General features: G+C 41.6%; 25 protein-coding genes. 10 read left to right on the top strand and 15 right to left on the bottom strand.

Annotation, left to right across the window (positions count from 1 at the left end; all coding sequences use genetic code 11):
- Window positions 1–433 precede the first annotated feature (433 nt).
- Window positions 434–1387 carry a hypothetical protein gene (locus tag OP864_RS01425; RefSeq protein WP_270099536.1) on the top strand — a complete coding sequence of 318 codons (954 nt, stop codon included), beginning with the start codon at window positions 434–436 and terminating at the stop codon, window positions 1385–1387.
- Here OP864_RS01425 and OP864_RS01430 read toward each other — a convergent pair.
- Window positions 1364–2299 carry an IS5 family transposase gene (locus OP864_RS01430; RefSeq protein ID WP_270099466.1) on the bottom strand — a complete coding sequence of 312 codons (936 nt, stop codon included), beginning with the start codon at window positions 2297–2299 and terminating at the stop codon, window positions 1364–1366. The genes OP864_RS01425 and OP864_RS01430 overlap by 24 nt on opposite strands.
- 117 nt (window positions 2300–2416) lie before the next feature.
- On the opposite strand from OP864_RS01430, the gene OP864_RS01435 reads away from it, so the two are divergent.
- Window positions 2417–2962, top strand: a complete 546-nt coding sequence (locus OP864_RS01435) for a hypothetical protein (protein WP_270099537.1) — start codon at window positions 2417–2419, stop codon at window positions 2960–2962.
- A 1696-nt stretch (window positions 2963–4658) separates the two neighbouring features.
- On the opposite strand, the gene OP864_RS01440 is transcribed toward OP864_RS01435, so the two are convergent.
- Window positions 4659–5042 carry a hypothetical protein gene (locus OP864_RS01440; protein WP_270099538.1) on the bottom strand — a complete coding sequence of 128 codons (384 nt, stop codon included), beginning with the start codon at window positions 5040–5042 and terminating at the stop codon, window positions 4659–4661.
- On the opposite strand from OP864_RS01440, the gene OP864_RS01445 reads away from it, so the two are divergent.
- The 3 genes from OP864_RS01445 to OP864_RS01455 are packed head-to-tail and all read left to right on the top strand — an operon-like array spanning window position 5041 to window position 8604.
- Window positions 5041–6411, top strand: coding sequence for a TolC family protein (locus tag OP864_RS01445; protein ID WP_270099539.1), 1371 nt, complete (start codon window positions 5041–5043; stop codon window positions 6409–6411). The two genes, OP864_RS01440 and OP864_RS01445, sit on opposite strands and share 2 nt — an antisense overlap.
- Window positions 6412–6415: 4 nt before the next feature.
- Complete coding sequence (locus OP864_RS01450; RefSeq protein WP_270099540.1) at window positions 6416–7390, top strand: HlyD family secretion protein; 975 nt, start codon at window positions 6416–6418, stop codon at window positions 7388–7390.
- Between the two features lie 5 nt (window positions 7391–7395).
- Entirely contained in the window at window positions 7396–8604 is a 1209-nt protein-coding gene (locus tag OP864_RS01455) for an ABC transporter permease (RefSeq protein ID WP_270099541.1), read from the top strand.
- Here OP864_RS01455 and OP864_RS01460 read toward each other — a convergent pair.
- Window positions 8549–9115 carry a Crp/Fnr family transcriptional regulator gene (locus tag OP864_RS01460; RefSeq protein WP_050981153.1) on the bottom strand — a complete coding sequence of 189 codons (567 nt, stop codon included), beginning with the start codon at window positions 9113–9115 and terminating at the stop codon, window positions 8549–8551. The genes OP864_RS01455 and OP864_RS01460 overlap by 56 nt on opposite strands.
- Window positions 9116–9378: 263 nt before the next feature.
- Window positions 9379–9615 (bottom strand): hypothetical protein, encoded by a 237-nt coding sequence (locus OP864_RS01465; RefSeq protein WP_270099542.1) that lies wholly within the window; start codon window positions 9613–9615, stop codon window positions 9379–9381.
- Between the two features lie 334 nt (window positions 9616–9949).
- On the opposite strand from OP864_RS01465, the gene OP864_RS01470 reads away from it, so the two are divergent.
- The 3 genes from OP864_RS01470 to cdaA all read left to right on the top strand — a co-directional run bounded on the left by OP864_RS01470 (window position 9950) and on the right by cdaA (window position 14026).
- Window positions 9950–12211: an AAA family ATPase gene (locus tag OP864_RS01470; RefSeq protein WP_270099543.1), complete on the top strand. Its 2262-nt coding sequence runs from the start codon at window positions 9950–9952 to the stop codon at window positions 12209–12211.
- A 28-nt stretch (window positions 12212–12239) separates the two neighbouring features.
- Window positions 12240–13148 (top strand): MORN repeat-containing protein, encoded by a 909-nt coding sequence (locus tag OP864_RS01475; protein ID WP_270099544.1) that lies wholly within the window; start codon window positions 12240–12242, stop codon window positions 13146–13148.
- Between the two features lie 107 nt (window positions 13149–13255).
- Complete coding sequence (gene cdaA, locus OP864_RS01480; protein WP_014373402.1) at window positions 13256–14026, top strand: diadenylate cyclase CdaA; 771 nt, start codon at window positions 13256–13258, stop codon at window positions 14024–14026.
- Between the two features lie 296 nt (window positions 14027–14322).
- Here cdaA and OP864_RS01485 read toward each other — a convergent pair whose 3' ends face one another.
- Window positions 14323–15657 (bottom strand): hypothetical protein, encoded by a 1335-nt coding sequence (locus OP864_RS01485; RefSeq protein ID WP_270099545.1) that lies wholly within the window; start codon window positions 15655–15657, stop codon window positions 14323–14325.
- A 261-nt stretch (window positions 15658–15918) separates the two neighbouring features.
- Between OP864_RS01485 and mrdA the strand changes: the two genes are divergently transcribed.
- Window positions 15919–17772 carry a penicillin-binding protein 2 gene (gene mrdA, locus OP864_RS01490; protein ID WP_270099546.1) on the top strand — a complete coding sequence of 618 codons (1854 nt, stop codon included), beginning with the start codon at window positions 15919–15921 and terminating at the stop codon, window positions 17770–17772.
- 3 nt (window positions 17773–17775) lie between these two features.
- On the top strand, window positions 17776–18387 hold the full coding sequence (locus OP864_RS01495; RefSeq protein WP_270099547.1) for a hypothetical protein: 612 nt from the start codon (window positions 17776–17778) through the stop codon (window positions 18385–18387).
- Between the two features lie 573 nt (window positions 18388–18960).
- Here the strand turns inward: OP864_RS01495 and OP864_RS01500 are convergent.
- The 10 genes from OP864_RS01500 to OP864_RS01545 form a co-directional block, all read right to left on the bottom strand.
- On the bottom strand, window positions 18961–19356 hold the full coding sequence (locus OP864_RS01500; RefSeq protein WP_002661239.1) for a hypothetical protein: 396 nt from the start codon (window positions 19354–19356) through the stop codon (window positions 18961–18963).
- A 258-nt stretch (window positions 19357–19614) separates the two neighbouring features.
- Window positions 19615–19983 (bottom strand): hypothetical protein, encoded by a 369-nt coding sequence (locus OP864_RS01505; protein ID WP_014373410.1) that lies wholly within the window; start codon window positions 19981–19983, stop codon window positions 19615–19617.
- A 101-nt stretch (window positions 19984–20084) separates the two neighbouring features.
- Entirely contained in the window at window positions 20085–20471 is a 387-nt protein-coding gene (locus OP864_RS01510) for a hypothetical protein (protein ID WP_270099548.1), read from the bottom strand.
- Between the two features lie 84 nt (window positions 20472–20555).
- Window positions 20556–21179, bottom strand: a complete 624-nt coding sequence (locus OP864_RS01515) for a hypothetical protein (protein ID WP_270099549.1) — start codon at window positions 21177–21179, stop codon at window positions 20556–20558.
- A gap of 555 nt (window positions 21180–21734) precedes the next feature.
- Window positions 21735–21992: a hypothetical protein gene (locus tag OP864_RS01520; RefSeq protein ID WP_270099550.1), complete on the bottom strand. Its 258-nt coding sequence runs from the start codon at window positions 21990–21992 to the stop codon at window positions 21735–21737.
- A gap of 40 nt (window positions 21993–22032) precedes the next feature.
- On the bottom strand, window positions 22033–22254 hold the full coding sequence (locus OP864_RS01525) for a hypothetical protein (RefSeq protein WP_270099551.1): 222 nt from the start codon (window positions 22252–22254) through the stop codon (window positions 22033–22035).
- A gap of 93 nt (window positions 22255–22347) precedes the next feature.
- Window positions 22348–22692: a hypothetical protein gene (locus tag OP864_RS01530; protein ID WP_270099552.1), complete on the bottom strand. Its 345-nt coding sequence runs from the start codon at window positions 22690–22692 to the stop codon at window positions 22348–22350.
- A 51-nt stretch (window positions 22693–22743) separates the two neighbouring features.
- Window positions 22744–23337 carry a hypothetical protein gene (locus tag OP864_RS01535; RefSeq protein ID WP_270099553.1) on the bottom strand — a complete coding sequence of 198 codons (594 nt, stop codon included), beginning with the start codon at window positions 23335–23337 and terminating at the stop codon, window positions 22744–22746.
- Between the two features lie 12 nt (window positions 23338–23349).
- Window positions 23350–24156 (bottom strand): hypothetical protein, encoded by an 807-nt coding sequence (locus OP864_RS01540; RefSeq protein WP_270099554.1) that lies wholly within the window; start codon window positions 24154–24156, stop codon window positions 23350–23352.
- A gap of 1723 nt (window positions 24157–25879) precedes the next feature.
- Complete coding sequence (locus OP864_RS01545) at window positions 25880–26461, bottom strand: hypothetical protein (RefSeq protein ID WP_270099555.1); 582 nt, start codon at window positions 26459–26461, stop codon at window positions 25880–25882.
- Window positions 26462–26474: the final 13 nt, after the last annotated feature.

Raw genomic sequence — 26474 nt, forward strand, 5'->3', positions numbered from 1 at the left:
TTCTCCTTGTTTTTTTATGGAGGTTTTTAAACCTCCATTTAAAATGAAATGCCTTTTTGTTGCCTGGCTGTAGGTTTCAACCTACAGACCACCACAGTTTTTTACCACAGAAAAAAATTCATTGTTTTTTGGCCCAATTGCTAATTGAAAGCCGCTATTTGAAAGGGGAGGTTTGAGGGCCGAAGAAAAAAGTTTAGAGAAAAAATACAGATGAGCGGCTGTCCTTACCCCCCAAATTAGTACAGTAGCTTAAGGTGGCAAACGGAAGAAAAAAGTCGTATAATGAAGCGCCTATAACCATAAAGGCAAGAGCTTCACTTTCCTATAATTGGTTTTTGTGGGTTATTGGGGCTGGAATAGTCTTTGCGACTGCACTGTCTTTATTCCTAATGAGAAAACAAAATTCAAAAAGGGTCTAACTTAAAACACAAACATGAAAACGACTATTCAGCTATTATTCCTAATTGGCATAGTCTCTAGCCTATCTGCCCAAAACAGCCTCAACCTAAAAGGTTTTGGTGAAATCCAATACACAAAAGGTAGTGACGCCTATACCCTGAATTTAGAAGATTATGGGAGTTTTAATTTCAAAGGAACCCTAAAACCTCTTGCCTTAGAAAGTGCAGTAACTATTGATCAGTTGATAAAGGTTCCGGGCTATGAGGTGATAAAAGAGTTAGAATTAGAAGAAATCAAGTTGAAGCTAGAAAATGATAGCCTGCAGCTAGAAGGCAAAGCAAGTACAGACAAAAAATTGAAAACATTAGCCGAAGCACTGAATATAGAAGCACCCTACATTCAGTTCCATGCCCTACTCAGTAAAAATGGAATGCAGTTGGAGGCAAATCTTAATTTCTCCAAAGATCCAGTATTAGTAGAAATTTCTAAGGAGGTTGGCACTCGTATGATGTTGGATAACATAGGTATTGGAGGAGATTTTGGGATGGGAAAAAATAGCCCAAAACTCAAAGTTTTTGTCAATACAAAGATGCGCCCAACAGAGAAGGACCCTGATCTGACCAGCAGATTGGAACTGTCCTACAATTTACTCATACAAGAAATCACTGGAACAGGCGCAATGATGGATAATTGGGTAGATCCTTTGGGGATCTCAGACTATATTCGAATTAAGGAAGATGCGGTTACTATTGAAGGTGCAGCCATTTCATTAGGGTGGATCCCCACCGCTCCAATGCCTACAACAATTGCCTTTGCCATAGAAAAAGCACAGTTTTTTGAGTTAGAATACCTTACTCAGATGAGTATTGCTCCAGCCAAGCAGCAAGTTGCGCTCAAAGCCACTCAAAAAGAAGTCTCATCGGAGAATTTCACTAAAATGTGGCCTTGTCGCATAAATCGTAATTTACTGATTAGCAGCAACTTCTAGCTTGACGGCATTAAGCTCATTTAAAATTTGAATACGCATCAGCACTTCTTGTTTCTGCATTTTGAAGCTGATCGAAGAGAGCCGTTCAGAGAAAAAGTGCTTGAGTCGCATCATTGCCGTTTCGCTTAAATTTCGACGATGATAGCCTAAATCTTGTTTCCAAGCAGCCGCTCCTAACTCCCAGATATATAAAATATCATCATTGCGATAACTATCGACTAGCTCTCCATTTTTTCCTTTTTTTAGGCGAGCATTTTTACGTGGGGGAATCAATGGAACCGCCCCAGCATCACAAATTGCTTCTCGACATTTTGTTTGGTCATAGGCGCCATCTGCATAAACTTGCTTAATATTAAATGGCTTCAATTTTTTTATCATTTTGAGGAGTTGAGAAGCATCGGTTTTTTGCTCTGTGGTAATCTCTACAACCAGGATTTCTCCTGTTTTGTCATTTACGGCCAAATGTACTTTAATCCAGCCAGAACGGTACTTTTCGGTATGTTTTATTCTCCGCCATTCTCCCTGTCCTTTTATTTTTAGTCCTGTACTATCTATTGCTATAGACAGCTCGTCATCCGTTTTTTTAGGCTTAATATTCAGCTTTAGTTTTTTGACTCTACGGCATATTTGGCTGTAAGATATTGGATTGACATCCAAATTATATTCGGAAACAACGCATTTTAGAATACCTTCTAATTGTCGGTATCCAAACGAAAAAAGCACTTTTAAGCGGAATAAATAGCGAATAAATTCATCAGAAATTGTTTTAGGTCTGCCGCGTTTTGGGCGCTTAGCGATGAAGTTTTTGCTTGCCAAAGGCGGGAACCAAACATTAAAAATAAACTCCCCTTGGGCGGTATAAAATCTGTTGGTTAGTGCGTAATTCTGTAAGGTTTTTTCTACATTTGTCATGGGACAGCTCGAGGTTTTATTGTTCGTCGAAAAAACTTAAATCTACGGGGCTTGTCCCTTTTTTTATGCCTAATTCGCAAGGTTTTTTGTAATTAACTGATTTGAAGGGTTTTATTTATGCAACAAGGCCCTAAAATGTTGGAAGAGGGGTTTGGCCTAAAGCTACCCAAAAATCTATTTCCTGAAGAGATAATCATCAAAGATGCAGAACTTCTTTTTTCTCCTAGTGGGGGGCAGATAGCAGATCAAAAGATTGAAAAAGGATTTGCATATAAAGGAGGCTTGGAAATTTCAGATACTTTACTTTCTGGAAATCTAGCATTTATGGCAAAAAATAAAGAGGAAATCAGCATGGATGTGAATTTGCATGCAGAGGAGATGTACAACATCCTCGCACACTACATAGGTGATGGAAAAAAGAATAAACTGAATGAAGCTTTGGAAAATGCGTTATCAAATTTAGAAATTAAAAAAATGTATACCCATCTAGAGGCAGATAAGAATATGAAAATGAGTGGGAATACACATTGTGAGTTGGTTTTATTTGGGAAGGAGCTCAAATTTAAATTGAAAGCTAGTCTTGATCCTAATGATATCACCAAAGGTATTATTGCCAAAATTGGTACGCTTGCTTTAGAGCAATTAAAGAAAAAGAAGCAATAAACGCTATTTTTGAGAAAATTTAAAATAGGAACATCAAGTACTGTTATGTGTCCCGTCCTGAAAAACTGATACAGAATTTAAAGCAAAAAATTGTCATCCCCTCTTGCGAGGGGATTTTTTTTGGCGGTTGTTGTTGGGGGGCTGTTGTTTTGAAGTTTTTTTAGACCAGTGGGTTAAAACCCACAGCAAAAAGGGAGGACATTCTACATCCAAAAAAATGAGCCGATGGTTGAAACCATCGGCCCATAAAAAATTAAACTAAAACCGTTTCTTTTTTCGGGGCAGTTGTTTTTTCTCCTTGTTTTGATCAGCGCAATTTTTTTAGCCCCAAAAAAATTCATTGTTTTTAAATCCTCTTGCTAATTGAAAGCCGCTATTTGAAAGGGGGGATTTTATTCCCAGATAAATTTCATAGGAACCCTAGGGCCAAGGCCCTAGGCTAAGAAAAAAATTGTCATCCCCTCATCCGAGGGGATTTTTCTTGGCGGTTGTTGTTGGGGGGCTGTTGTTTTGAAGTTTTTTTGGACCAGTGGGTTAAAAAAAGATGGCCGTTCTACATCCAAAAAAATGAGCCGATGGTTAAAACCATCGGCCCATAAAAAATTAAACTAAAACCGTTTCCATTTTCGGGACGGTTATTTTTTTCTCTTGTTTTTTTATGGAGGTTTTTAAACCTCCATTTAAAATGAAATGCCTTTTTGTTGCCTGGCTGTAGGTTTCAACCTACAGACCACCACAGTTTTTTACCACAGAAAAAAATTCATTGTTTTTTGGTCCAGTTGCTAATTGAAAGCCGCTAATTGAAAGGGGATTTATTCCCAGATAAAATTCATCGAAACCCCAGGGCCAAGGCCCTAGGCTAAGAAAAAAATTGTCATCCCCTCATCCGAGGGGATTTTTTTTGGCGGTTGTAGTTGGAGGGAGTTGTTGTTTTGAAATTTTTTTGGACCAGTGGGTTAAAACCCACAGCAAGAAGGGAGGACATTCTACATCCAAAAAAATGAGCCGATGGTTGAAACCATCGGCCCATAAAAAATTAAACTAAAAACTGTTTCTTTTTTCGGGGCGGTTATTTTTTCTCCTTGTTTTGATCACCGCAGTTTTTTACCACCCAAAAAATTCATTGTTTTTTGGCCTAGTTGCTAATTGAAAGCCGCTATTTGAAAGGGGGATTTTATTCCCAGATAAATTTCATAGGAACCCCAGGCTAAGAAAAAAAATTGTCATCCCCTCTTGCGAGGGGATTTTTCTTGGCGGTTGTTGTTGGGGGGTTGTTGTTTTGAAGTTTTTTTAGACCAGTGGGTTAAAACCGTTTTTTTTTAGCAAACAAGGGCTTTAGCCCGCCAGTTTGCATAGACCCGCAACCATGGGCTTCAGCCCATGACGGTACAATAAAGACAGACTAAAAATTCAGTGATAAAAATCTCTTCTATTATTGCCGCCAAAAAATTCAGTGATAAAAAATAACGGCTATTCGTTCGGCCCTGGGCTGAAGCCCAGGGTTGTAGACTTGAGCGAACTGGCGGACTAAAGTCCTTGTTCGCTTTTTTTTCTTCATTGTTTTGGATCCATTAGTTTTTTTACCACCCAAAAAATTCATTGTTTTTTGGCCCAGTTGCTAATTGAAAGCCGCTAATTGAAAGGGGATTTAAGGGCCGAAGAAAAAAGTTTATAGAAAAAACTAAGATTGTGCGGCCTAGCGATGTGCAGCAGTGCGGCAAAGCCGCAGACCAAGCAAAAAACTTGTTTTTTTGCGCAGGGCCGAGCGAACAGCGAGCTGCGAAACGTAGCGCCGCAAGGCGAAGCCGCAGCGGAGGCCCCCAAAAAAATAGCGAGCTGCGACAACAAGAACTTTAGTTCGCAGTTCGACAACCGAAGGGAGTAAACGTAGCGCAGCAAGGCGAAGCCGCAGCGACAACAAAGACTTTAGTCTGCAGTTCGACGACGGAAAGGAGTAACGCCCCAAAAAAATCGCATAAAAAAAGCAAAAAAATGCAGCCCTATAGATTTCTTGATCTAGGTCAAGAAGGAAGAAATTTGGAAAGAGGACCTTTGCCTTAGACAAAAATAGATCTGGCATGAAAAAATTGATGTTTTCCTTTTTTCTTTTTTGGGCAGTACTACCGATAAGGGCCCAAGAATTTATTCCGCAAGAGTTTTGGGGGCTTTGGGAGGCCACAGCAAAGCGAGATGCAGGCCTAAAAAGTTTCGATTTGTCCCAAGAGCAAATTTTATTGCAAGATAAAGCGCTGCGCTATCGCTTTTTGCCCAATTTAGAACTCAATGCAAGTTATACTCGCTTGGGCGAAGACCTTCGTTTTGATAGCGATATGGAAAGTTTGTTAATGGGCAGCCAAAGTTTGTTGGCCAAAGAAGCTTTGGGCATTCCATTTAATATGCCTTTGCCCGAACAAGTACCACTTTCTGAAATTCCGCCCATTTTGGAGCGAAATATTTTGAAAGCCTCCGCCGATATGAATTGGTTATTATATAGTGGCGGAAAAATTAAACAGGGCCGAAAAGCTTTGCAAGCCAAAGGCGAACTGCAATTGGCCCAAAAACAAATGCAAAAAGAAACGCTATTTAATAATTTGCTGCAAACTTATGATCAGTTGGGTTTATTGCTGGCCGCAGAAAAAGTGTTGTCGCAAACAGGCGATTATTTGGCCCAGCAAGAAAATTTTGTTGAAAAAGCGATTGCCAACGGTTTGGCGATTCCGATTGATCGCAAAAAAATTGAACTGGCCAAAAAACAACTGGCCCTCAAAGTAGAAGAGCAAAAAAGCAAGAAGAAAATTGTTTTGGCCCTTTTAGCTCAGCAATCGCAACTGCCCGCAGAAGAATTGGCCAATTTGCACCCTCAATTGGTTTTGCCCGCAGAAAAAAACTGGTCTAGCGAAAAAAGAGTGGAATTAAACGCCTTAGAAGCGGCCCAAAAAGCTTTGGAAGCCCAAGAAAAAATGGAACGCCAAAGTTTTATTCCCAAACTTGCGCTCAAAGGACATTATGAAATTTTGCAGCAAGATTTATCGCTACTCGACCCCAAGGCCTATATCGCTTTGGGCATGAATTGGACGCTCTTTGATGGCCGGCAAGGTCACCTCAAAGCAGAGCAAAAAGCTTTGGAGCAACAAAAAATCAAAGAAAAAATACGTGAAGTAGAAGAACAACTGCTTTTGGCCGAGACCAAAGCGCAGGCGGATTGGGATTTGGCCCAAGAAAAAATTGAGTTGCAAAAAGCCGAGAAAAAATTGGCCGAAGAACATTATGCGCTAGTGCAAGAACAATATCAAAATGGATTGACGGATTTGCGTGAGCCTTTGGCGGCCCTAAAAGATATTGAACAAATTTCTTTTTCCTTGGCGCAAAGCAGATACCAAGCAAGACGCGCCTATTTGGCCCTCATTCAAGCAAAAGGACAGTTAATTAAGACCATCGAACAACAATAATCAAATGAAACGACTATTTATTTTGGGCCTTCTGCCCCTACTCCTTTTTAGTTGCCAGACAGAAGAACAGCCAGAAAAAATTAAATTTCCTCAGGGAAAAGTAAAATATAAAACCTTGGGCGTTAGCTCGAAGATTGCCGGCCGCTTGGCTAAAATTTATGTCAAAGAAGGACAGCTGGTCCAAAAAGGCGACACTTTAGCCCGACTTGACATTCCGGAGATCGCTGCAAAGATGGCGCAGGCCGAAGGCGCTATTTTAGCGGCCTCTGGACAATTGGAGATGGCAAAAAATGGGGCAACTAGCGAACAAAGAGCGCAATTGGAACAAAAAATTGAAGCCGCCAAAGCACAACTCGCTTTTGCAGAAGCTTCTGAAAAAAGATTAGCGGCTTTGCATGCCGATTCATTACTCTCTACGCAATCTTATGAAGAAGTAGCCATGAAAGTAGAATTGGCTCAAGCACAACTAGCGGCTTTAAAAGAAAAGCGAAAAGAAGTAGAAAAAGGAAGTCGCAGCGAATTAGTACAGCAAGCGCAGGGACAATTGGCCAGAGCGCAGGCGGCCAAACAAGAATTAGAAGTGGCCCAAGAAGAAATTTATATTATTTCGCCCGCCAATTTTAGAATCGAAACCATTTCGCTAGAAGAAGGCGAGCTCCTTGGCCCCGGCTACAGCCTTTTTTATGGCTACAAAACAGAAAGCATGTATTTCCGCTTTAGCATTGCCGAATCTGAAATTTACAACTTTGAGGAAGGACAAAAAATAAATGTCCAAAATCCTTACACCAAAGAAGAAATTCCCTGCGAATTGCGTCGCATCAAACAATTGGCCCGTTATGCCAGCCAAAGTTCTGCGGCCCCTAACTACGAATTGGCCGAAAATTTATACGAGCTACAACTTTGGCCCATTCAAAAAACAAAAAGTCCGCAATATGTCAATGCAACTGTTTTGCTGCTTGCTGAGGCTACAAAAAAATAAGAGAAATGAAAGAGTTTTTTCAATTGCTGGGCCTAGAGTTTAAGCGTTTTTTGAGCAACCGTGTCATTCTGGCCATTTTTTTTATGGCACCTGTTTTTTATGGCCTTTTATTTCAGGCCGTTTATCGCAAAGCACAATTGCAAGACCTGCCCATTTTGGTGGTGGATGCCGATCAAACGCCTTCTTCGGCCCTCCTAATCGATGCCCTTTCCGATAATCCAAGCCTAAAAGTGGCCGAAGTATTGGGCGAGGTACAATATTTAAAAGAAAAAATGTTGGAAGAAGAATTTATGGCGGTGGTGCAAATCCCCCAAGATTTTGAGGCCGATATTTTACAAAAGCGTCATCCAGAGGTTCGTGTAGATCTCAATATGGTTAATTTGTTGGAAGCCAACCTCGCCAGCAGAAATTTGCAATTGGTTTTGGCCAGTTTAAATGCGGGTTTTGAAATTGAAGGCCTAAAAAAACAAGGGATGGCGCCTCCTCAGGCTGCCGCAGCTTATGAAGCTTTTCAAATTAGTTTTCACAAGTTATATAATAGTAGCGGCAGCTATTTATATTATATGTTGCCTGGTTTGTTGGCTGCGATTTTACAACAAGTGATTTTTTTGGCCATGGCCATTAGTTTTGCTCGAGATTTTGAAGATGGTCATTTTAGTCGCTTGGCCAAGGCTTCTCCTTTTGCGGGCTATAGTTTATTGCTGAAAATTTTGCCCATGGCCATTTTTCTGCCCCTCAATTATGCCTTGATGTATTGGGGCTTCCAATATTTTCAGATCGATTTTTTGATGCCCTTAGATAAAATGCTGCCTTTGGTCATTTATTTTTCTTTGGCCGCTACCTTTATCGGTTTATTATTTTCGATTGTTTTGCCCAGCCAATTAACGGCCACCGAATTATTGATGGTCATTTCTACTCCCGCCTTTGTTTTGAGTGGATTTAGTTGGCCGCGTTCGGGCATGCCGCCCCTTTTGGCCGAAGCCGCCAATTATATTCCCCTAACGCCTTTTATTGAAGGCCTTAGGAAATTGAGTTACTATGGCGCAGAGCTTTCGCAAATTGAGCCCGAAATTCAACAGCTACAATTTTTAGCGCTTTCGGCTTTCGTTTTACTTTTTGTGGTGGTACAAATAAAAACCCTTTTGCGCAGAAGAAAACTTAATGCTTTGCCCGAATCCGACTCAAAGTTTCGGGCCGAATCCCTAAAAAACTAGCAATATCGCCTAAGCGTAATCGCTGAAATAGATCGGGATAACGCTCCAACATAAAATCGTAGCGCTCTTTGGCCGATTTAAATTGCATAGCATGCCAACGCTGAATCATTTCGCCCAACATTTCAATCGCTAGCAATCGGCCAAAGCGCTCAATTAAATGCAATTCTTCAAAGAGTTGCTCCAAACGCTGATGCGAAATTTCATACAAGCGGGCATCTTCCAACAATTCTATATTATATATAGAGGGCTTTTGCTGGAAAAAACTTTCGCTATTGGTCAAAAACTCTCCTTCTCTAAAAAACCACAAGCTAACATCAGTGCCCGAATCTCCATAGTAAAAACTGCGGGCCAAGCCCTCTTCAATAAAAAAAAGTGAGCGACAAACCTTGCCCATTGGAAGAAGTAATTCGCCTTTGGGCAATTTTTTTTCTACAAACTCTTCTTTGAGCCTGGCCAAATCACTTGCTGGAAAATCTACTCTAGCTTTTATTGCCGCTTCTAATCGCTTCATTTTTTATCTTTTTTTGCAAAGATACGTTTTTTTGGGGGCTGCCCCTGCGCTTCGCTTGGGTCGGGCTATGTCGCAGCTCGCTGTTCGCTCGGCCCTGCGTTTTTTTTCGCTGCGCTCAAAAAAACTGGGTCTGGCCTGCGGCCACTGCTATCTATCCCTCAGCCGCTCATCTAATTTTTTCAGGCCATTTTTTTTCTTCGGCGGTTGTGCGGTTGTTTTTTTATTGAAGCTAAAATTTTTCCATTTTCCAGCAAACAAGGGCTTTAGCCCGCTAGTTTGCATAGACCCGCAACCATGGGCTTCAGCCCATGGCCATAAAACAATTCCAGAAAAAAATTCAGTGATAAAAAATCTCTTTTATTATTGCCGCCAAAAAAATTCAGTGATAAAAAATAACGGCTATTCGTTCGGCCCTGGGCTGAAGCCCAGGGTTGTTGACTTGAGCGAACTGGCGGACTAAAGTCCTTGTTCGCTTTTTTTTTCTCTTGTTTTGGATCCATTAGTTTTTTTAGCGGCCAAAAAATTCATTGTTTTTTGGCCCAGTTGCTAATTGAAAGCCGCTAATTGAAAGGGGGATTTAAGGGCCTAAGAAAAAAGTTTAGAGAAAAAATACAGATGAGCGGCCTAGCGATGTGCAGCAGTGCGGCAAAGCCGCAGACCCAGCAAAAAACTTGTTTTTTTGCGCAGGGCCGAGCGAACAGCGAGCTGCGAAACGTAGCGCCGCAAGGCGAAGCCGAAGCGGAGGCCCCAAATAAAACAATTGGAAAAGAAAAATAAAAAATCCTAAATTGGGTCGTGGACTCATTTGATGCGTTCCGAGATAAAAATATGAGCATGAAAACATTGACCTACCCTTTGTGGAGTTATAGTTTGGCGGATGGTTCTCAGTTGGGCTTTATTTTGGGCCAGAATCATTTGCCTTTGATAGAAAAGGATTTAAAAAGTTTGAAGGCGGCTTTTGTGCAGCTTTTGCAGAAGCAGTATAAAAAATATGGGCATTATCCGCCGCAGACTTTGGAGCAGTTTAAGAAAAAGCGCTTTGAGATTGAGTTTCGGCCCAGTTATCAGTTGGGGGAGCATAATTTTCCGGTAGAGCAAAGTTTAAAAATTCCGATTTGGACCGTTTATGGGCCCAGCTCGAACGGATATGCCTATGAATGTCAGTTGCCTGATCTTTTTGAGTCTTTTCGGTATCAGGATAATAATAGTTTGTCTTCTTTGCTTCAATATTATTGTAGCAACTTGCTCAATCAGTATCAGCCAAAAAGTATTTTTCGTTTGATGAATCGGCCCGAGCCGCAGTTGAGTGAATTGCAATTGCGGATTAAGGAAGTGGAAGAGCGCAGTTCTTTTGGACAGGCTTGGCAGCAGGGTCCGCAATTAAAAGAATTGCCCGCTTTGGCCGAATTGTATCCGCCCAAGCAGGCCGATCTTCGCAAAAAGCGTTTACCCGAGCAAGCTTGGGAACGAGAAGATGTGGTGCAGCAACTGATTGATAAAATTTTGAACAAAAGAGCCAATATTTTATTGGTAGGGCCACCTTCTTCTGGGAAAACGGTGGTTTTGCAAGAAGCCTTACGAAAAATTCAGAAAGTGAGTCAGATGGGCTTGCAATTTTGGCGCATCAATAGTCAGCGAATCACGGCGCAGGCCAAATATTTGGGCGAATGGCAGCAGAAAGTAGAAAGTTTGGTAGAAGAACTGCAGTCGGTGCAAGGCGTACTTTGGGTCAATGACTGCATTCGTTTGTTGCAAATTGGTGGCGAAGGGGCCGAGGATAGTTTGGCGGCCTTTATGAGTGGATTTATTGCGGAGGGCAAACTACAATTGATTGGAGAATTGACGCCCAAAGAACTGGAGAGTTTGCGTCAGAAGCTGCCTAGTTTTGTTCAGCATTTTCAGCTTGTGCAGCTCAATCAGCTAGATGAAATGGCTGTGTTTAGAATTTTGGAGCGTTTTGCCCAGTATGCCGAGCAACAATTTAAGCAAAGCATACAGGCCGATGCTTGGCAATTGGCATATCGTCTTTTAGATCGCTATTATCCTTATGAGCATTTTCCGGGCAAAGCCCTTCGTTTTTTGGATAAAGTCATGCAAAGCCACAAAAATCAGCCAACAATAGATAGTAAAGCGGTTTTAGAAAGCTTTAGCAAGCAGACGGGATTGCCAGAAATATTTTTGCGGGATGATATTTTATTGCAGCCCGAAGAGCTGCAAGACTATTTTTCTAGTCGCTTAATTGGGCAAAAGCCAGCGGTAGATGCCCTTTGCAACTTGGTCAAAATCTTTAAGGTAGGGCTCAATAACCCCAGCAAACCCATTGGGAGTTTACTATTTGCTGGACCGACGGGAGTAGGAAAAACGGCGGCGGCCAAACTGCTGGCCGACTACTTTTTTGGGCAAGGGCAGCAAAAAAGTCCCTTGATTCGGATTGACATGAGTGAATTTCAGCATCCGGCTCAAATTGAACGTTTTATTGGGGCCGCTGGGCGGCCGGGCAAACTGGTCCAGGCTGTTCGAGAACGCCCTTTTGCCCTATTACTTTTGGATGAGGTCGAAAAAGCGCATCCCGCCATTTTTGATAGCTTGCTCAGCCTATTGGATGAAGGCCGCTTTGTGGATGCCTTTGGTCGAGTGACCAATTTTAAAAACTGCATCATTATTATGACCTCTAATTTGGGGGCTAGCAACCAAAGCCGCATTGGTTATGGCCAAAATGATCAGCAAAACTATGAATCGGCCATTTATAAATTCTTCCGTCCAGAATTTATTAACCGTTTGGACCAAATTGTCTTTTTCAAAGCCCTAGAAGAAAAAGATATTCGGAAAATTCTAGACATCGAGCTGCAGCAACTGGCGCAAAGAGAAGGCTTTAAGAAAAGAGAACTAGAATTGGACTTTGGGCCAGCCCTCAAAGAACTATTGGTCCATAAAGGATTTGACCAACGATATGGGGCCAGACCTCTGCAACGCTGCCTAGAAAGAGAACTAATTGCCCCCCTAGCCAATTGGTTACTTCAAAAAGATGTTGCAGTTCAGAAACAAAAACTGTATATTGAATATGTAGATGGAGAGCTAACTATTATTAACCTCTAATTCATCCCTTCATAAAACGCGAAATACAATGAAAGATAACGAATGGAACAATGGCGACGGCCCTGGGCCCCCTATGCAACCCGGAGATGCCAATGGTGGCGGTTGGGAACCCCCAAAACAAAGAGATATTCATGAAAATGAGCTATCTGACGAACAGCTAGAAGGTCCCTTTAGCTATTTTAAAGTTAATGGCTACCATTTTCATAATATCGAGTCGCTGCTCACCGATGAAAGCCATCAGAACAGCTATGAAAATGGCGATCGCTACGTTGGCGAGCTGCTCGGAGGTTGGCGCGAAGGCGTTGGTAAATATTATTACTCTAGTGATAATAGCGTCTACTTTGGCGAATGGAGCCGAGGCAGCCGACACGGCAGAGGCATTTTTGTCTGGGCCGATAATGAATACTATGATGGCGATTGGGTCTTTGGTAGAATGCACGGCCAAGGCAATTACTACTATAAAAATGGCGATAGCTACAAAGGCGAATGGGTCAATGACCTTAAGCAAGGCCGTGGCGAATATGTCTATGAAACCACGGGTAGCCGATATTTGGGCGACTGGCTAGGCGATAGCCGCACTGGAGAAGGCACTTTTTGGTGGGCCAGCAATGACCGCTATGAAGGCCAATGGGCCGAAAGTAAAATGAATGGCTTTGGCAAATACTTCTATGCCAATGGCGATATCTTTGAAGGCCACTGGCTACATGATAAACGCAATGGCTTTGGGACCTACCATTATAATAATGGCGACCGCTATGAAGGCAATTGGATCAATGGAAAACGAACAGGTTTTGGAAAATATTTTTATCTTGATGGCAGCTATTATGAGGGCTTTTTTAGAGAAAATGAGTTCCATGGCCGAGGAAAATATATTTCTAAGCTTGGAGAAGTAGAAGAGGGCATTTGGGATCGAGGTGCTTTGATCCATGCCGAATAAGCCTTGCAAAAGGCGAAAATATAAAAAAGGTCCTTCGAGGACCTTTTTTTTGTGCCACACTGAATTTAGATATCATGGACTGCATCTGGCTGTTACAAATAGGGTTTATGGATGTAACCCTCTGGGACCTAGTCGACATCATTATTGTTGGCTATCTCCTCTTTCAAATTTATAAATTACTCAAGGGAAGTTTGGGCTTCAATATCTTTTTGGGGCTGGTCTTCGTCTACATCCTTTGGTGGCTGGTCTCGGCCCTGGGCATGCCCCTACTCAGCAGCATTTTGGGACAATTTGTTAGTGTTGGAATGATTGCCCTGCTCATTCTTTTTCAGCCAGAAGTCCGCCGTTTTCTGCTCTTTTTGGGCCAAGGCTACCTACAAGGCCAACTTATCGAGCGGCTATTGGGCAAAAAGTCGGGCGCCCAAGAAGATGCACAAATAGAGCTGATTATCCGTGAAATAACCCGGGCTACCGAAGAAATGGCCCAAGAAAAAACAGGAGCGCTCATCCTCATCAATACGGGCGCGAGCCTAGACGGCTACTACAGTTCGGGCGTAATGTTGGGCGCAAAAATCAGTAGCCAATTATTACTCAGCATTTTCAATAAATATAGCCCCTTGCATGATGGGGCCACCATTATTTCGGGCCAAGAGGTCATTGCCGCTAGCTGCGTGCTGCCCGTTTCTGACCGCCCCGGTATTCCTCAATCGCTGGGCCTTCGCCACCGAGCCGCTATTGGCATCACCGAAGAAACTCCCGTTTTAGCCTTCATCGTTTCTGAAGAAACAGGCCATATTTCTTATGCCCGCCAAGGCAATATCCAACGCAATATTTCTGCTGAAGATATGCACAAACTGTTGCGTCGAGTGTTGCGTTAGTTTTTTCTTTTTTTGGGGCTGCCCCGGCCGTTGGCCGGGTCGGGCTGTGCCGGGCTCGCAGGTCTGCTCGGCCCATCGCTTTTTTCGCTACGCTCAAAAAGCTCGGTCTGGCCTGCGGCCACCCTTTCCATCCCTCAGCCAAATTTGGTCGCGCTACTTTCGCTCTACTAACAATAAACTCAACTATTGCTGTAAACTATAAAAGCAAATGCGTTTAAATTTGACGATTGCCTTCTGTCCCGAAAAACTCGTCCTCTTAAAGTATAAGTACAATATTTTAGTTAAATTGTATTTATTTAATCCATATTCCAGTAGGCTGCATTCATAACTTCAGGATCATCAGTTCCTGCAGCATCTTCTAACCAATTATTTCGGTCATAATGGTCATAATGGTCATCATAATCATCGTAATTTTCGTATGAGTAATAGTTGTCAAAATGGTTTTCAAGTTTAACTATATCTTGCTTAGAATGGTTTTCATCAAGAAAATATCCAAATTCATCCATTAACTCCTTATCAGTCAGATTAAGTAAGTAAATCTGATTTTCAGAATCATACTTAACGCTGTTAGTTGCCTCAAATTTACTTATATTTAGAGCCAATATACTTTCTGAAAAAGCATACTCTCTTGTTTCAAAAACAGGTTTGTATTCGAATACAAAATTATTTAATCGCTTAACTGAAATTGTCTTTAATACTTTAACTAAAAAAATCCCTCCTAACTCTTTTGGTGGAACTGTAAATGTACTTACATTTTTTAAAGCCCAGCTTAAATATTCTAAATCGCCATTAATTAGAATTGATTTTTCCGCTATTTCTAGCCCATTTTTGGTTTGTCTAGGTATTTTAGTAAAATCAGAACATAATATTTTTTCCACTAAGCGAGAGAACCTAGAAGCAAGCTCATCTTTATTTGAGTTCTCGTAAAATATTTTTGAGCTTACTGCAATAAAATTTTGAGTCAAGAGGTAGTCTATTCCATAATTTCTAATTTCTCGAATCAACTCAACATCTTGTTCTGTTACATTAAAACGTGGGAATAGAACTTTATACTCAAATCTTTCATTCTTCAAAACTTCTAACAAACATTCTATATATTCTCTTATAGTTTTATAAAGCCCATCCCCAATCTTCCCATTTACGACTTCCTTAAAAAACCTACCTTTATACTTACCAAATTCTAACTTAACTTCTTCTTTAAAGTTTTTAACGATTTTTTTATCAACTACTTTCCCCTTTTCGAATCTTAGCCAAACATAGTTATCATAGCATCCCCAATAGTGGTCCTCCTGAAAGTTTCCAATTCCAAACTGAAGTTGTCCACTAAACCAATCTGCGAAAACAGGTCCAGTTGTCTTAAATATATCTTGAATAGTATAATTTGCACTTTCAAGGTCAACCAAATAAAGTTTATTATCTTGTAAGAGCCAAGTTCCTTGATAGCCATTCCAACGATCAGTGCGATAAGGCTCAAATTCAATTTCTTTATGATTTTCTAAGTAAGAATAGAGTGGTGCCCCAATAAGCAAATAGTCATCTCCTCTGTACTTTAGAGTTTCTTGTGCTTGTACTGTCATTTCTTTTTTTTTATACATGATTAGTTTTCTAAACTCTAAAACAATATAGTACATATTTAATAAATAGATGCATACATCCTACACTTAAATAGCAAAATCGACCTAGGCAAAACTCAATTAATCACAAATTTTCTACAAAAAAATAATCAGAAACTTATTCTATTTCGAGAAGAAACTCTCCTAAAAATTAGGTTAAAAAAAAGGCTGTTAGTTGGCCAGCCTACACAAAAGCAGTATTTTCGCTAAAGGCATCATACTGAAGCAGTACAAATGAAGCCTCTATTTTACCACTGCCCTCCTAGTTGACGCTACTTTATGCAAGATATATATCAAACAAGGCTCAGAATTTTACAAGGCGCCATCATTTTGGCCGCCTTGGCGCTCTTGTTTAAATGTTTCCAAATTCAAATTATAGATACCTCCTATCAACAACAACAAAGCTATCGACAAGCCCTCACCCTCTACCCTTCCAGAGGACTGCTCTATGACCGCAATGATAGCCTACTGATCTATAATTTACCCACCTACGACATATTGGCCACCTACGAAACTGTTCGCCGAGCCAATATAGATACTGCTCTTTTCTGTGAGCTGCTAGGCATCGATACCGCTACCTTTGTCAAAAATATGGAGAAAGACTGGAGCGATCGCCGTTTTTCTAAACGCAAGCCCATTACTTTCATGAGCCGCCTGCGTGCCGATAGCCTCGCCATTTTACAAGAACACCTCTACAATTTCCCTGGCTTTGAACTACATAGCCGAAACAGCCGTGGTTATCCCGTAACCGTAGGCGCCCATGCCTTGGGCTATATTTCTGAGGTCAATCCCGAGCAAATCAAAGCCTCTGAAGGCATCTATAAAAGAGGGGATTATATTGGTATTTCTGGCCTAGAACAAGCCTATGAAGCCCAACTCAGAGGAACTAAAGGTAAAAAACAGGTCCTCAAAGATAAATGGGGAAAAATCAAGGGGAGCTATAAAGAAGGAAGCCAAGATGTTCCCGCTATTTCAGGTTGCGACCTCATTACCTCTATCGACCTGAATTTGCAGCGCTATGCCGAGGAACTCATGCAAAATAAAAGAGGGGCCGTAGTGGTCATTCAACCCTCTACAGGTGAAATCTTAGCCATGGTCAGTGCTCCCAACTACAACCCTCAGTTACTAACCGTAGACCAAGAGCGACAAAAAGCTTACCTAGAACTGGTCAGAGATTCTAGCCGCCCACTCTTTAACCGCGCCCTGCAGGCAAAATATCCTCCAGGCTCTATTTTCAAACCCGTTTTGGCCGCTATTGCCCTGCAAGAAGGGGTGTTACAACCCGATCGTGGCATGGGCTGCGCAGGTGGTTTTGTGATGGGGAGTTTAAGAGTAGGTTGTCACGGCCATGCCCCTACACATGATGTAGCTGCCGCTATTCAATACTCTTGCAACAACTATTTCTGCCAAACCTATCGAGAAATGGTCAACCTCTATGGCTATGATTTTCCAGCTAAAGGGATGCAGCTCCTCAGCGAACATCTAGAAGCCTTTGGCCTGGGTAGAAAACTGGGTATTGATATTGGTGGAGAAGCCAGCGGAAACATCCCTACCGTAGATTATTTTAACCGCCGATACGGAGAGGGCCGCTGGCGCTTTTCTCATTCTGTTTCTATTGGTATTGGGCAAGGAGAACTTGAAGTGACGCCTTTGCAAATGGCCAATATGGCCGCCATTATTGCCAACCGAGGCTATTATTACACCCCTCATTTTGCCAAAGAGCTCAAAGGCGATACAAGCAACACCCTGGCTAAGTTTAAGAAAAAACATTATACCAAGGTCCACCCAAGACATTTTGAAGCCGTTATTGATGGCATGCGCCGAGTTATTCTCTCGGGTACAGGCCGCCGCGCAGATATCGAGGATATTGCCGTTTGTGGCAAAACGGGAACGGTAGAAAATGTGCATGGCAAAGACCACTCTACCTTTATTGCTTTTGCCCCTATGGAAAAGCCCGAAATTGTGGTGGCCGTTTATGTAGAAAATGGAGGCTATGGCTCTACTTATGGAGCCCCGATTTCTTCGCTCATCATTGAAAAACACCTCAGAGGCCATATCGAAAGCCCTCAACGCCAGCTTCTAGAAAAGATGATGCTAGAAGCCGATTTGGTTTCTCCTACTCATATCCCTTAAGCCATGTCTAGCCAAAAACAAGCATTTTTATTTAGTTACCCGGCCCTTCATTGCCCTTCTGAAAAAGTGAGGGTTTCTGCAGAGAATATTAGCTCTTTTTTGCGCTTGCTCCAAGCCTCTAAAGCAGAAGCTTTTTGGGCGCTAGAAACTGCCGATTTTTTGCAGGATGATGTCCAAAAGGAGCTCTATGAATTGGCCCAAAAACTAATTCGTCCTCGGCAGCTGGCGCTAGAGCTGCTCGATCAGGCCTCTACTTTTCTGCGTAAAGAAATATTTGGCTGTTGGGAGCTCCCCCAAAGTCACTATTTGGCGGTTTTGCGCCCTATGCTTGCCGCTCAGTATCTTTTGACCCAAAACAGCAGTTTAGCCAGCCAGCGTTGGACCAATTTGCTCCCTCTCTTGAGCAGGGCTTGGCAAGAAAAAACAAAGGAATTATTAGCCCATCCCGATAAAACAACCACTATTAGCGGCGACTGGCTCAATTTCTTTGAGGACCAACAGAAGGCGCTCTACACCCTAGCCGAAAACCATCCCTCTAGCCCTAAAATAGAGCATACAGAAAAGGTGGAGGCCTTTCTGCAAAAGTTTGCCTTCTCCTCTTCTTTCAATAAGTAGTTTTATTTTTTGGGGCCTGCCGCCTTCGGCGGCCGGGCCCTTGCAGGGCTCGCAGGTCTGCTCGGCCCTGCGGGCTCATTTCATTTCGCCCTGGGTCTGCCGCTGCGCGGCCCCCTTACAGGCCCCTAGGCCTGCGGCCCTTCGGGCCTGCTAGCTGTGGCTGCAGGTTGAAACCTACAGCCAATTTAGGTACAGCAGAGCCCGCTCCTCAGCAACAATTGGCCTGCAGCTTAAAAGCCGCAGGACCTGAAAACCGAATAGCTCCTTTCCACAAACAAAGCAGGGGCTTTTAAGCCGCTGCGGCAAGAAAGATGAAGGCCCAACAAGAATGGCTGCGGCCTTTAGGCTGCAGATAGCGGCAAAGCCGCCATGGCCGAAGGCCAAACGGCCTAGCGATGGTAGGCAGTGCGGCAAAGCCGCAGACCCAGCAAAAACTTGTTTTTTGCGCAGGGCCGAGCGAACAGCGAGCTGCCGAACGTAGCGCCCGCCGAAGGCGGGAGGCCCCATCTACCAATTAACACAGCTGAGATTGCTAGTCTTAAAGATAATCGGCGTACTAGTCTGGAGAAATACCTAGTTTAAGAAATTAGGTAAGATAACTTTTTCAAATTTTTCTTTATAAAACTTCTTCCTTCTCTGAAAAAGAGCGTCATCGCTAGTTATAGCTCCATTAACCTGTATCAACTTAATTTGCAGAACAGAATCAAATGGATAAATGCCTAGTAAAAATTTTTCATCACAACTATCCTCTTCAATAACATCAGTAAATTCACACTCCCAATAAGTTGAGTCCTTAATGCTAAAGAGTCCACAGCTTGAAGTTGCTCTCTCATATAATTCCTGACTGTTTAAAGGTGTAGTATACAGTATTGAGTAATAATACTCTCCGTAAATTCCTTTAGGTGCAGGCTTCATAATTTGATAACAACTACCTAAACTAAGTAATAGGAATAAGTATATTTTTTGCATATCAATCTAAGTTAATTACCTTATTCGTACAGAATAGTTGGTTCTTTCACTGAAGAATCATTGTTTTGGCTTCTAGGGGCCTTGTGGTGTAAATCATAACTCACTGATTAACAGCAACTTCTAACTTAATAGCATTAAGCTCATTTAAAATTTGAATACGCATCAGGACTTCTTGTTTCTGCATTTTGATGCTGAGCGAAGAGAGCCATTCAGAGAAAAAGTGCTTGAGCCGCATCATTGCGATAACGGTCCATCAACTTAATCAATAGCTAATAATTCGATTTCTGCGGCAATAACTAAGAAAAATGCGTCCTCATCTGTGGCGAGTTTAAATAATGAAGTTACTCCTTCTTCTGTCAAACTCTCCTGTATATATTGACGATTAACTTGCTCGATAAAAGAAAAGTCAACGGATTCAATAAATGGCTTAGTAGGCTCCCAAGTCCAGCAGCGACCTAGGTTAAAATAATTCACCCCCTCCAATTTAAGCTGATATCTAGGACTATATGTCAAATCTTCTCCTAGATTTAATACCAATGTTTCATCCATAATTGAAGCAACTTCTACATCTAACCATAAATGGTTGCTTAATTTCTCATTTATCTGTTTCAACTTATCGGCCCACATTATCAACTGTATTTAATGGTATATGAGTTTAGTTTCCGTCTTCGGGGAGATTTTTGCCCCAAATCAAAGTTGTATATAGGCAGGATGAAATAGCCTTAAAGCTAATTATTTTCCTCCAAGATAAATACACAATAACGGCCATCCTGATTCACGGCTAAAGTAAAAATTTTTCCTTCTTGATAAAAAGAAAGTACGCTTTCAACATTTTTTTCATCAAAGTCGAATAGGCTGTCTTCACAAGATAATTTAAACTTTCCTGATGCTAAGCTTTCTCCATAATACCCCGAATAAACCTGAGCATAGAGGTACATATTGTTATTCTTCTGAACTATTGAGTCTATATTCAGCCAATTTCCACCATCATATCCCCCAAGCCAGCAGGCAGTTTGTGGAACAGCTTCTGGTTTTGGGAATGGAATATAATCTTCTGGAAAAGCAGCATTGTAGTGTAGGTTGAAAATAAAAAACATTATTTTAAGTATATCCATAATGGATGATATTTTAAGATGTTTGTGCAGAAAGACAAAACAACTGTATGCTGGCTTACCCCCTTGAGCATTTATTTATTGCCGTTACTTTATAGTTGCTGGAGCAAAGGGAGAATAATCAAATTCTGAAGAATGCTCAAAAACCGCCTTCCAGCCGCTACTATCCTCTAATACTTGATATTGAAAATCAGGTATTTTCTCACAGACTATTGAAAGATAGTCTGGCTTTCTTCGCTGCCCTCTATCTAAGATAATCTCAAATCCATCATCAAAAACAGTTTTATAGTAATTAGAGAAAACCTCTAATGAATGTGGAGGCGACATAAGACTATCAGTAAACATAACCGAAAATACATTCTCCGCTTTTGTTAGCAGTTCGGCGGCCTCTCCCCCCTTTAATGAGCTGAGGGGATATAATTTATCTTTAACCTTAATACGTAAATTTTCTGCTAGAAGAACGCTATCCCTACAGTTGGCTTGTCCAAAAGGATAGGACAATATAATTTCCTCCTCAGGAAAATCTACAGCCTCAATATCTATTAAAATAAATACTATGTTGCAATCGCTATTAGGTAAATTTCTAAAATCGTGGCAGATGGTCATCCTTTTGACTACTCCTTTGATTGAAGGAGAACTACTGCAACCAAAGAAAAGGAAAAAAGGTATACTAAGAGCGACAACACTAGCTACTCTCTTTAAATTTAGCATTTTTATAAATTATGTGCTTGTCCTAAAATAGCAATGAAGGGCTTCAGCCCATGGGCCAAAGCCGCCCAGCCGTTAAAAGACACTTTACTTTCTTCGCGCTTCTATCCACAGAAAAAGTTGAGGGACTACTGAAGCTATCTGCCTGCTCTGCTGCCTAGGGACAAGCCCCTAGGCTAGCTTTTTCAGACAGCCCTCTAAAGAGGGCCTTTGGATATGGTCTTCCCCTGCAATAACAACAGAGCAAAACCCTACATCACAATTTGAGGCCCTTTAGGGCTGACTCCATGGAGTTAGCCTAGGGGCTTGTCCCTAGGCGATGAATAGCAGGCGGCTTCGCCGCCATGGCCGAAGGCCAAATGGCCTAGCGATGGTAGGCAGTGCGGCAAAGCCGCAGACCCAGCAAAAACTTGTTTTTTGCGCAGGGCCGAGCGAACAGCGAGCTGCGAAACGACAACAAGGACTTTAGTCCGCAGTTCGACGACCAACGGGAGTAACCGCCCGCCGAAGGCGGGAGGCCCCTAACTGCAAGGGCAATTAGTATCGATGAACGCCTATCTACCAATCGAAAATTAAATTTTCAGGAATAGGTTGTCTCTGATTTAGATAAGTAACTGGTACTTTAATTCGTGAAATATTTACAGCTTGTAATGTATCTTCTTTCCATATAACTAAATACCCTATTCGACTGTCTTTTTGAACGACAACAAATCTATAACCATAGGTTTCTCCTCTGTGATTTAAGACTTGCGATAACGCATTTATCTTTTCATCCACAATGAGCTCTAATACTTTCATCCATTCTTCATCCATCATACCTGTTTAATTGTGGCTTACCAAATAATATTATTTTGTTCTATCTCCATTGAATTTTCCATCTAGACTCTTCAACATATTCGAGGATATCATCTTTATTCGGAAGCCAGTCATCAAAAACATTTTTAGTAAAAAACTCGTCCTCTGAAATTAAGATGTAAATTCCTCCAGTACTACCATTAGTATCATCCTCTATTTTAACATATTTACCTTGATCATCACCGTTTAATATAAGGCCAACTACGCCGTATTTTATTTCCATGTTTATAAACTTTGCTGCATAAATCTCAAACAAATAGCTCACAATATACTAAAAATAAGTTTCGGTCAGACTTTAGAGAACTAAAGTTCGAGTTTAACTAGCGTCCTTCTCTTTTATAAAAAACTGAAATCCCTCTAAATTAAATTCTTCAAACAATTCAAGGTATTTCACTAACTCTTTTGTTGGCATTGCATCAAGAAGCTTTCTGCCCTTATCAGTCATTTCATACTGCCCTAATTCTAATTTTGAAGTCTTCTCATAAAGCTGAACATAAGCCTCACTTTCTAGCTTTTGAAAGAAAAAAGGTAGATCTACAAATATCCCTATCTTAGTGAAAGCCTTAAACATTAGATAAAAACGCTTTACCTTAAAATTGCTATTAACCAAATGTAGCATCAGAACAAGAATAACCTTATCTCCTGCAATCAATTTTCCCATAAACTATTACTTTGGATCTAAATCCAGAAAAAGCTGGAGGACTAATACAACTTAACCCCTCTCCCAATACTCATTTCGCAAAAACTGATTTAATTCATCATAAAGCATCAAAAAGCGAGTTGGAATATGCTCTAGATTAACCTTTTCTTCCAAAAAGTAATTTTCTACAAAAATGTGCTGCTTATCCACTACTTCAATCAGGGCGTAACGAGCCAAATAATTTGAGGGGGCTGCTGCTTTTTCTTGTGGCTTCAAAGATAGACTTTTTTCTAATTTTAGCTTTTCCCAAAAGCCTCGATAGCTAAATTTATCCAACTTAAAACAAGCTTTCTGCTGCAAATAAAGCTGACGCAAACGATAAGTTTGCTCATCTGCATAACTAGCTACTAAACGGCCTTTCTCGCTTTTTTCTTTTTCTTCCAAATAATAACAACAGCAGCTGCTATCCGACTTTTGCAGGTAGCAAACTCGCCGACTAGACAAATGAGTCCCATAAAAAATTAAGGCAGCTTCTGTCCCTATTGGCGCAGGAATTACTGCATCAATGATTCTTTGGTCTATTTCTTTTAGTTCCGATAATTGATTAACCTCTGACCGACAAGCAAGGAGTAACAGCCAAGCACAAGCACAAAGCAAAAAACGCATAACTTATTTTTTTTAATGAATAAATAGCTTGTAATCATTCAAAAAATGCTTTTTCAGCAGTAGCTGTCCCTCCTTCTCTTCCAGCTCATAGCGATAAAATATATCTCCATAATCATGCAACTGCTGATCCTTGCGATTCTTCGGATGAACAGTCTGATAACAAAGCAAATAGCTATGCTTGCTCGCCCTGCTCATCTCCTCCTCCAAAAGCAGCTTATCCAATAAAAATAGAGCAAAAACAGCTTGTTTATTAGCTCCACCAGCCAAGACAACAGCTTCTGCCTCATAGGGATCTATATAATAAGTCGAAAGCCTTGGATCTGCTTTATTATCTACAAAAAATGCTTGCTTGCTTTTCCCCCAATCTAGCTGTAAAATTAGTCGCTTAAAGGCCTCTACATCCTCTTTACCCCAATCTTTTAAACGTTTTTTTGAGCCTGCCAAAACCTTATTTAAAAACACTGTTTGTTCAAAAACGGCATAATCCTCCGCAATAAGTTGCCTCAAATCAGCATTATTTTGCAAGAATAGCAACTGCTCAAAATCGCTAAGTGCATCCCAGTCTTCAGGGTAATCCAAGACCTTCAAGAAGCTTTTGGCTCGCAGCTCTTTCCTTTTCGCCCTATAGATAGCCGCTGCATTTGCCGCAAACTGCTTCTGATGCAAATAATTACTAATGGGCTTGATTTCATGATAATGCTGCTGCATCAACTCATTGGCAGCCTGCTCAAAATCGAGCTCTGCGGGCACTCTTTGACAAGATGATAGGCCCAAAAACAGTAGCCATAAGAATAAGTTGAGGAATCTTTTTATCCGCATATCCATATTTATTTTTTGGGGCCTGCCGCCTTTGGCGGCCGGGCCCTTGCAGGGCTCGCAAGTCTGCTCGGCCCTGCGGGCTTCGCCCTTGGTCTGCCGCTGCGCGGCCCCCTTTCAGGCCCCTAGGCCAAGTCGCTTCGCTCCTTTGCGGCGGCTTCGCCGCCTGCTAGCCGTGGCTGCAGGTTGAAACCAGCAGCCATACAACAGCGGTATTGCTTCGCAATAATCTATAAATGAGGGTTGAAACCCTCATAAAATTAACTTATCGGCCATCCTTTGATAAAAATTTCAGACTAGTCAAGGCATTTTTTTAAAGCATAGCCCTAGCTATGAGAGAGAAAATAAGGGAAAATAGCAAGAAATTAAAGCAAAGGATAGAAGTCGCAGAGCTTCTATTTGGCCTTTGCCCCAGCCTAGGGCCTTGGCCCTAGGCTATCGAAAAAATCGCCATCCCCTCATTCGAGGGATTTTTTTCGGCGCTTATTGTCTGGCGGTTGTTTTTTTGAACCTCTGGGTTAAAACCCACAACAACAAAAGCAGCCATACTTAGCCCAATAAAATGAGCCGATGGTTAAAACCATCGGCCCATAATGAGTTGTAATATAAAGCTTTATCAGTAAAATGCTTATTCTCAATCCTCTCTCCCTCCCTCTCAAAACTTCCAAGAAAAAGTTGAGGGACTAATAAAACTATCTCAATACATACCTGCTCTGCTGCCTAGGGACAAGCCCCTAGGCTAGCTTTTTCAGACAGCCCTCTAAAGAGGGCCTTTGGATATGGTCCTTCTTTGCAATAACAACAGAGCAAAACCCTACATCACAATTTGAGGCCCTTTAGGGCTGACTCCATTTGATTAGCCTAGGGGCTTGTCCCTAGGCGATTATATAATATGAATACCTTGGGTTAAAATACACAGCAACAGAAGCCGCCATACTAAGCCCATAACATTTATAGCAACCAGTTTGCATAGCCCCACAACCATGGGCTTCAGCCCATGGGCCCAAAACTGCCCAGCCGCTAAAAGGCTTTTTCTTTACTTTTTCCTCTTTCCCCTCAAAACTTCCAAGAAAAAGTTGAGGGACTAGTTTTGTTTTTTGAGACCTGTAGGATGGATATATGTACCTGTAGGTTGAAACCTACAGCAACAAAAGCAGCCATACTAAGCACAATAAAAATGAGCCGATGGTTGAAACCATCGGCCCATATCATTTATAGCAAACAAGGGCTTTAGCCCGCCAGTTTGCTCAACCCCACAACCATGGGCTTTAGCCCATGGATCCAAAAACCCGCTAGTTCTTAAAAGGCTTCTTCTCAACCCTCCCTTTCTTCCAAACTCCCAAGAAAAAGTTGGGGGACTAATAAGCGGCTATGCTTACCGCCATGGGCTGAAGCCCAGGGTTCTGACTTGAGCGAACTGACGGACTAAAGTCCTTGTTCGCTTTTCCTACTTCTAAGGGCCCAAAACTGACTAACCGCCGAAGAGAACAGCCAAAAGAAAAAAGACAGCTGAGCGGCCACAACAAGCCCTTTAGGGCGCAGTTCGACGACCAACGGGAGTAACCGATGTGCAGGGGTGGCCGAAGGCCAGACCAAGGCGGCTTTGCCGCCGAAGGGCCGAGCGAGCAGCGAGCCCCGAAACGTAGCGCCCGCCGAAGGCGGGAGGCCCCAAAATAGTTTGAAAAGCTAGCCCTAAAATGTAATCCTTAAAGTTTAGAGGATAAAGCTAATGCTCTTGCATATAGGCATTCAAACTATCATGAATAGTCCTTAATTTTAAAAAAAACTTAGGGGCATGTTGTTCTCCAAAATATACAGGTGTTTGCTGTTCTTTTTCTAGAACAAAATATGCTTCCTCGACATCTAAATTGCTACTTTTCTCCAAGATTAAAGCATCCAACTGCCTATAAACTAAGCTCATATCTCTCAGCAGATGATGATAGCGACCACTATATGTTATTTCTGCTTCAGATTCTAGCCCCCAGTAGTACTGTTTCAGTTTTTTTTCTTTTAAAATTACAGCTTCTGGATAGTCAGATTCTTCGATTCTTATCAACTGTACGGCTGTATCCCATCCACTATCTATTGAAGGCTTATATGTCAATCTGTACTGATTTTGTTTCAAATCGCTTAAACAAGGCTCATCTATAATTTGGTAAAATCGACACAACCTAGATGGACGGTGGTCTATTTTGGCCTTTTCATCTTTAGGCTCCAAATTTGTTCTCTCTAGTTCTTTTGTATTGTTATTATTTTGGCAGAATAACATCACAACAACAAACAAAATATTTCTTATAGTCAACCACATATATGTTAATTCA

Source organism: Saprospira grandis (genome assembly GCF_027594745.1).
GTDB lineage: Bacteria > Bacteroidota > Bacteroidia > Chitinophagales > Saprospiraceae > Saprospira > Saprospira grandis.